Below are 6,000 nucleotides of genomic sequence, written 5' to 3'. Positions count from 1 at the left end.
GCCCAGCGCGAGTCCTGCGTGAACTGCAGATGCGGATAGCGCTCATCAAGCCGGTACGCGACGATCTCGCCATCCGCGTGCAGGCGCACGCCGCCTGACTGATCGACGCACGTCGCGGAATTCGCACCGAAGTGCACGCCACCGTGCGGAAATCCATTCACGCCAATCGGAAAGAAGCCGTCGGTCATCTTTCCGAGCGCGTGGTAGAAAACCTGCGGATCGGTGACTTCGCCACCGCCCTTGCGCGGGAACGGATAGCACCACTTCAACACAAGCGTGGGCAGTGATACGGCCGACGAACTCACGGGATCGCTCTCCTCTGTCAATCACATCAGGCTAAATATCGCCTGATTGGTTGGAGCGAATGATAAGTGCCGCGAGACCGGAAAAGATCGTTGCGCACACAATTTGACAACGGCGCGAGGCGTGTCTGATAAGACCGCGCAATCGCGTGATCGGATATCAGAAAACCCAGGCCACCATTAAGAGAAAACGCCACGCGCGAAGAGATCGCCGCAACGTCGGAGGAAGGAAGGAAACGAACGGACGAGAGAACAGCGGAACGGCCGGACCCCAAATCCCCCGCCCGCGTTATCAACAGTTTCGCTTGATAAGGATGTGCATAACCTGCGCATGACATGCGCAAGTGCTTGATGTTTCTAGAATTCGCTGCCGTGCTCGCAATACGGTAACGCGCCTTCGCCAGCGCATCGTCTTATCCACAGTTACCTTGAACAAGCCTGTGGACATCCTGCGCATGACGATGCCAAGTGCTTGAAGCGATTGATATTCACGTTCAAAGCTGCAAACCGTGCAACCGCATCGCATGCAAGCGTACGTCGAGTCGCGCTCGTTGCTCAAACAACGTTCTTCTCGACGAACGGCCGGTTCTCAAGCACGCGATCAAAACCGAGCATCGACAGGTCGAGCGTTGTGTATCGCCCGTGCAAGACAAGTTCGCTCACCCCGCGCCCGGTCGCCGGCCCTTGCTGCAATCCATGTCCGCTAAACCCGTTCGCGAACATGCAATTCTCAATGTCCGGATGCAAACCGATAATCGCGTTCTGATCGAACACGTTGTACTCGTAGTACCCGGACCACGCATGCAGCACGCGCAACGCTTCAAACTGCGGCACGCGATGCGCCAACGTCGGCCAGATCACATCGTCGAACAGCGCGTGGTCCACCTGGTCGAGCGGCAAATCGTCCGGATCGTTATCCGCCGCCGGCGACGTACCGCAGATATAAGTCTGCCCTTCCGGCCGGAAATACACGCCAGTCGGATCGATCAGCAGCGGACACCGCTCGAGCCGCGCCGGCGAACTGACATTGAAGATGCTGCGGCGACGCGCGTACACCGGCAGTTCGATATCGAGCATCGCCGCCACGCGGCGCGACCACGCACCTGCCGCGTTCACCATCACATCGCACGGATACGCGGTGCCACTCGCGGTGATAACCCGCGTCACGCGCCGGCCATCGCGAATCAACGCGGTCACATCTTCGGCGATATAACGCGCCCCCAGCGCCTGAGCCTTTTTGCGCAATGCCTGCACGAGCCCATAGCCATCGAACCAGCCCTCGCCGCTTTCGCCTAGCGCGCCCGCCGCAAGGTCATCGGTATTGAGCCACGCAAAGCGCTCCGCGAGCGCGTCAGGTTCAAGCCAACGAATATCGGCGCCGAGCCGCGTTTGCAGTGCGTGATTGTCGCGCAGCGTCGCGACGCCAGCCGGGGTCGCCAGAAACAGATAGCCGCCTTCGTGCAGATCGATCGACGGCTTCGCGCCGTCGATTGCCAGCCGCTCTCCGATCGCACGCAAAAACTCGATGCCGAACAGCGACATCTGCACCGATAGCGGCGTTGAGAACTGCTGGCGGATCGACGCGGCCGACAACGCCGATGATGAACACGCGTAACTCGGATCGCGCTCGATCACTGTCACGTCGACCGTCGGGTCGGACGCGCGCAGAAAATACGCCACTGAACTGCCGATCACTCCCCCACCGACGATAACGACCTTCCCGCTCACCTGTCGCGCTCCAACGATGACAGCAATGTCAATAATGGCGATGACGACAACGGCAACGCACCGCGCTTTTCAAGCCCTGTTCCTAACTGAGATTGAAGTCGATACCCTGCGCGAGCGGCAGCGCCGATGAATAGTTCACGGTATTCGTCGCGCGGCGCATATACGCTTTCCAAGCATCGGAACCGGACTCGCGGCCGCCGCCGGTCTCTTTCTCGCCGCCGAACGCGCCGCCGATCTCCGCGCCGCTCGGGCCGATATTCACATTCGCGATGCCGCAATCGCTGCCGGACGCTGAAAGAAAGCGCTCGGCTTCACGCAGGTCCGTGGTGAACGCGCACGACGACAGCCCATGCGCGGCCGCATTATTCGCGTCGATCGCCGCATCGAAATCTTTATAGCGCAGCACGTAAAGAATCGGCGCGAATGTCTCCTTCAGCACGACGCCGGTCTGCGACGGCATCTCGACCAGCGCCGGACGCACGTAGTAGCCGCCCTCATAGCCTTTCACGTCGACGCGCTCTCCGCCGCTCACCCTGCCGCCTTCCGCGCGCGCCTGCTCGAGCGCGGCCTGCATCCGCTCAAACGCCTGCTTGTCGATCAGCGGCCCCATCAGCGTGCCCTTCTCGAGCGGATTGCCGATCGGCACCTTCGCATAAAGCTGTTTCAGGCTTTCGACGGTTTGCTCATACACGCTGTCGTGAACGAACAGTCGCCGCAGCGACGTGCAGCGTTGGCCCGCGGTGCCGACTGCCGAGAACAGAATCGCGCGCAACGCGAGTTCGCGGTCCGCGCTCGGTGCGACGATCCCCGCGTTATTGCCGCCCAGTTCGAGCAGTGACCGGCCAAAGCGCTTCGCGACCTCTGTGCCGACCGTGCGGCCCATTTCCGTGCTGCCGGTCGCGCTAACGATCGATGCGCGCGGGTCGGCAACGAGCTTCGCGCCGACGTCGCGGCCGCCGGTCACGAGTGCAGTCAGCCCGGCCGGCGCATCGCCGAATTCGCGCAACGCGTCGTTCAGGAGCTTGTCGACCGCGATGGCGGTGAGCGGAGTTTTCTCCGATGGCTTCCACACCACCGCGTTGCCGCACACGAGCGCGAGCGCCGCATTCCAGGACCACACCGCAACCGGGAAATTGAACGCCGAAATCACGACACAGGTGCCAAGCGGATGCCACGATTCGGCCATCCGATGGCCGGGACGCTCGGACGCGATCGTAAGGCCGTACAGTTGCCGCGAAAGACCCACCGCGAAGTCGCAGATGTCGATCATTTCCTGCACTTCGCCAAGCCCTTCCTGCAGGATCTTGCCGGTTTCGAGCGACACGAGGCTGCCGAGCGCCTGCTTTTTCTCGCGCAGCCGGTTGCCGAGCAGCCGCACGAGTTCACCGCGGCGCGGTGCGGGCACGTTGCGCCACACGGCAAACGCCTGTTTCGCAGCAGCGAGCGCGGCGTCGACTTCGGCGGCCGAGCGGTTCGGCGCGCGGCCGATCAGTTCGCCGGTAATCGGTGAATGGACGGCGATGTCGCCTGCTTGCACCGCGTCGGCAATGCCGAGTTCGGCGAGGATGGTCGAGGCGTTCATCTTGGCTCCTTTTGAATTTCCAATACGAAACAAAAGACGGTCCGCAGACTATACACGCCGGGTTTTATGGCGGCAAGGTAGCTGTTAGCGCGCCTGCCGCGACAGCCGCGACATGCCTGAAATGAGTGAATTTGAGGGTTTTCCCGGGTATCCGCGGGCAGCGCGTCCGCGAGCCGCGCACCGACGGCGACGTACCTTCACAATTTGTTTCTTATAGGAAATAACACGTGCGACTGCGAACGATAGTCAGGCGTCAGGCGCGAGGAAAGTACAGTTCAAAGCGCACGACGCGCGGCGCCGGACACGACACCGACGCGGTGCCGCCGTGCAGATTCATGATCGCCTTGACGATCGCAAGGCCCAGGCCGCTCGACTCGGTAAAGCTGCTGCGCGCGGCGTCCGCGCGATAGAAGCGGTCGAACAGTCGCGCCATCAGGTCCGACTGGATCTCCCCGTCGTTCTCGACGACCACCGTCGAGCCGCGTTGATCCTCGTCGCCTTTGAGCCTGACGATCGAGTCGTTCGCGCCATAGCGCACCGCATTGACCACGAGATTGTTGATCGCGCGCCGGCACAGCATCGGGTTCGCCCACAACGCGCCGCGCGCATCGACCGCGAAGCGCATGCCGCGCTCGTCCGCGATTCCTTCGAAATACTCGGCGATCTTGTTGAGCTCGTCGGCCAGCGTAACCGGCTCACGCTCGATCGCAAGCGCCGCATGATCCGCATGCGCGAGAAACAGCATGTTTTCGACAAGATGGCTAAGCCGGTTCAGTTCTTCGAGATTCGATTCGAGCGTCTGCTGATACTCGTCGACGTCGCGCGTCTGCGCGAGCGTCACCTGCGTCTGGCCGATCAGCACATTGACCGGCGTGCGGATTTCATGCGCGAGATCCGCGGAAAACTGCGACAGGCGTTGATAGCCTTCGGCAAGACGATCGAGCATCGCATTGAACGCGTCGGTGAGCTGCCGTAGCTCGGCCGGCGCCTTGCGGCTATCGAGGCGCACCGACAGGCTCGTCGGACTGATCTGCGCGGCGCGCATCGCAATCTCGCGAACCGGCCGGAAACCGCGTCGCAACACGCCATACGCAAGCAGCGTCGCGGCCAGCACACCCGCCAGCGTAGCCATGATGATCCGCACGCGATACTCGGCAAGAATGTGCAGTTCGCTCGTCATCGGATGGCCGGCGATGATAATCAGCGGCTCCCCGTCCTCACGCGCTATCGTGGTCGCATAGGTCCAGTGCACACGCACGCCGTTCGGCAGTGTCGTCTCGGTAATGCCGGCGTGGCTCGGTTCACGCGCGCGCGAATCGCCGAGATCGGGCACCGGCACATGATCGGGATTCACGTCGATAAACGGCGGCTCGCCGGGCTGGCGAAAAATCAGCACGTCCTGTTCGGCGCCGAGCATCGATTCGAACAGCAGCGGCCGAGCTTTCAATTCGTTGACGGTGTACATCTGCCGCGCAAGCCGGCTGAAATGCTCGGCACGGCTCATCAGTGCAATGTCCGCACGATGCTCGAGCGCGATGCGCTCCGAATGATAGAAATACGCACCCAGCGCGGCGATCACCGTGCAGGCGATCACCGCGAAAAAGACCGTCGTGCGGACAGTCAGCGAACGGGCCGCCCAGAATGTCATGTGCCGTCATCGAGCGTGTAGCCGATGCTGCGCACCGTATGGATCAGCTTCTTTTCAAATGGATGGTCGATCTTTGCGCGCAGCCGCTTGACCGCGACATCGACGACGTTGGTGTCGCTGTCGAAATTCATGTCCCACACTTCCGACGCGATCTGCGAGCGCGAGAGCGCCTCGCCCTGGCGGCGCACCAGCAGATGCAGCAGCATGAACTCCTTGTTCGTGAGCGGAATCTCGACGCCTTCGCGCGTCGCCTTGCGCCGCAGTACGTCGAGCTTCAGGTCCGCGACCTCGAACACATCGCTTTCGCGAATCACGCCACGACGCAGCAGCGTGCGCACGCGCAGCACCAGTTCGGTGAACGAAAACGGCTTGACCAGATAATCATCCGCGCCCAGTTCGAGCCCGCGAATCCGGTCGCTGACATGATCGCGCGCGGTCAGAAAAATGACGGGCACATCGCGCTTCGCGCGCAGCGCGCGCATGATCTCCCAGCCGTCGATACCGGGCAGCATCACATCCAGCACCACGAGGTCGTACGGGTGCTCGAGCGCCATATGCAGGCCGTCGGTGCCCGTGCGCGCGAGTTCGACCGCATAGCCGCTTTCGCGCAGCCCTTTCCTCAGATAGTCGCCGGTCTTCGGATCGTCTTCGATCACGAGAATGCTCATGTCGCTCGCTGTCATCAAATTGCCTCCCGCGATTTTATGCCCCGCACGCATAACGTTCATGACGTTTTTGTC

4 protein-coding genes and 1 pseudogene are annotated in these 6,000 nt (G+C 62.0%); all 5 read right to left on the bottom strand.

Annotated features, from left to right (window positions below; translation table 11 throughout):
* Window positions 1-305, bottom strand: a pseudogene (locus BX592_RS34215) (hypothetical protein); the annotation flags it as partial.
* Window positions 306-857: 552 nt separating this feature from the next.
* On the bottom strand, window positions 858-2,030 hold the full coding sequence (locus BX592_RS24685) for an NAD(P)/FAD-dependent oxidoreductase (protein ID WP_134195517.1): 1,173 nt from the start codon (window positions 2,028-2,030) through the stop codon (window positions 858-860).
* A gap of 82 nt (window positions 2,031-2,112) precedes the next feature.
* The gene (amaB, locus tag BX592_RS24680; RefSeq protein ID WP_134195515.1) at window positions 2,113-3,612 is read right to left on the bottom strand and encodes an L-piperidine-6-carboxylate dehydrogenase; all 1,500 of its coding nucleotides are present in this window, start codon (window positions 3,610-3,612) and stop codon (window positions 2,113-2,115) included.
* A gap of 253 nt (window positions 3,613-3,865) precedes the next feature.
* Window positions 3,866-5,260: a heavy metal sensor histidine kinase gene (locus BX592_RS24675; protein WP_134195512.1), complete on the bottom strand. Its 1,395-nt coding sequence runs from the start codon at window positions 5,258-5,260 to the stop codon at window positions 3,866-3,868.
* A complete protein-coding gene (locus BX592_RS24670) occupies window positions 5,257-5,928 on the bottom strand; it encodes a heavy metal response regulator transcription factor (RefSeq protein ID WP_134195544.1) in 672 nt (223 codons plus the stop codon). The genes BX592_RS24675 and BX592_RS24670 overlap by 4 nt, the downstream gene beginning before the upstream one ends.
* Between the last annotated feature and the right edge of the window lie 72 nt (window positions 5,929-6,000).

Origin of the sequence: Paraburkholderia rhizosphaerae, from assembly GCF_004366595.1 — a bacterium.
Taxonomy (GTDB): Bacteria; Pseudomonadota; Gammaproteobacteria; order Burkholderiales; family Burkholderiaceae; genus Paraburkholderia; species Paraburkholderia rhizosphaerae.
The sequence above is the reverse complement of the archived record's forward strand: the minus strand, read 5'-3'. Positions and strand labels throughout refer to the sequence as shown.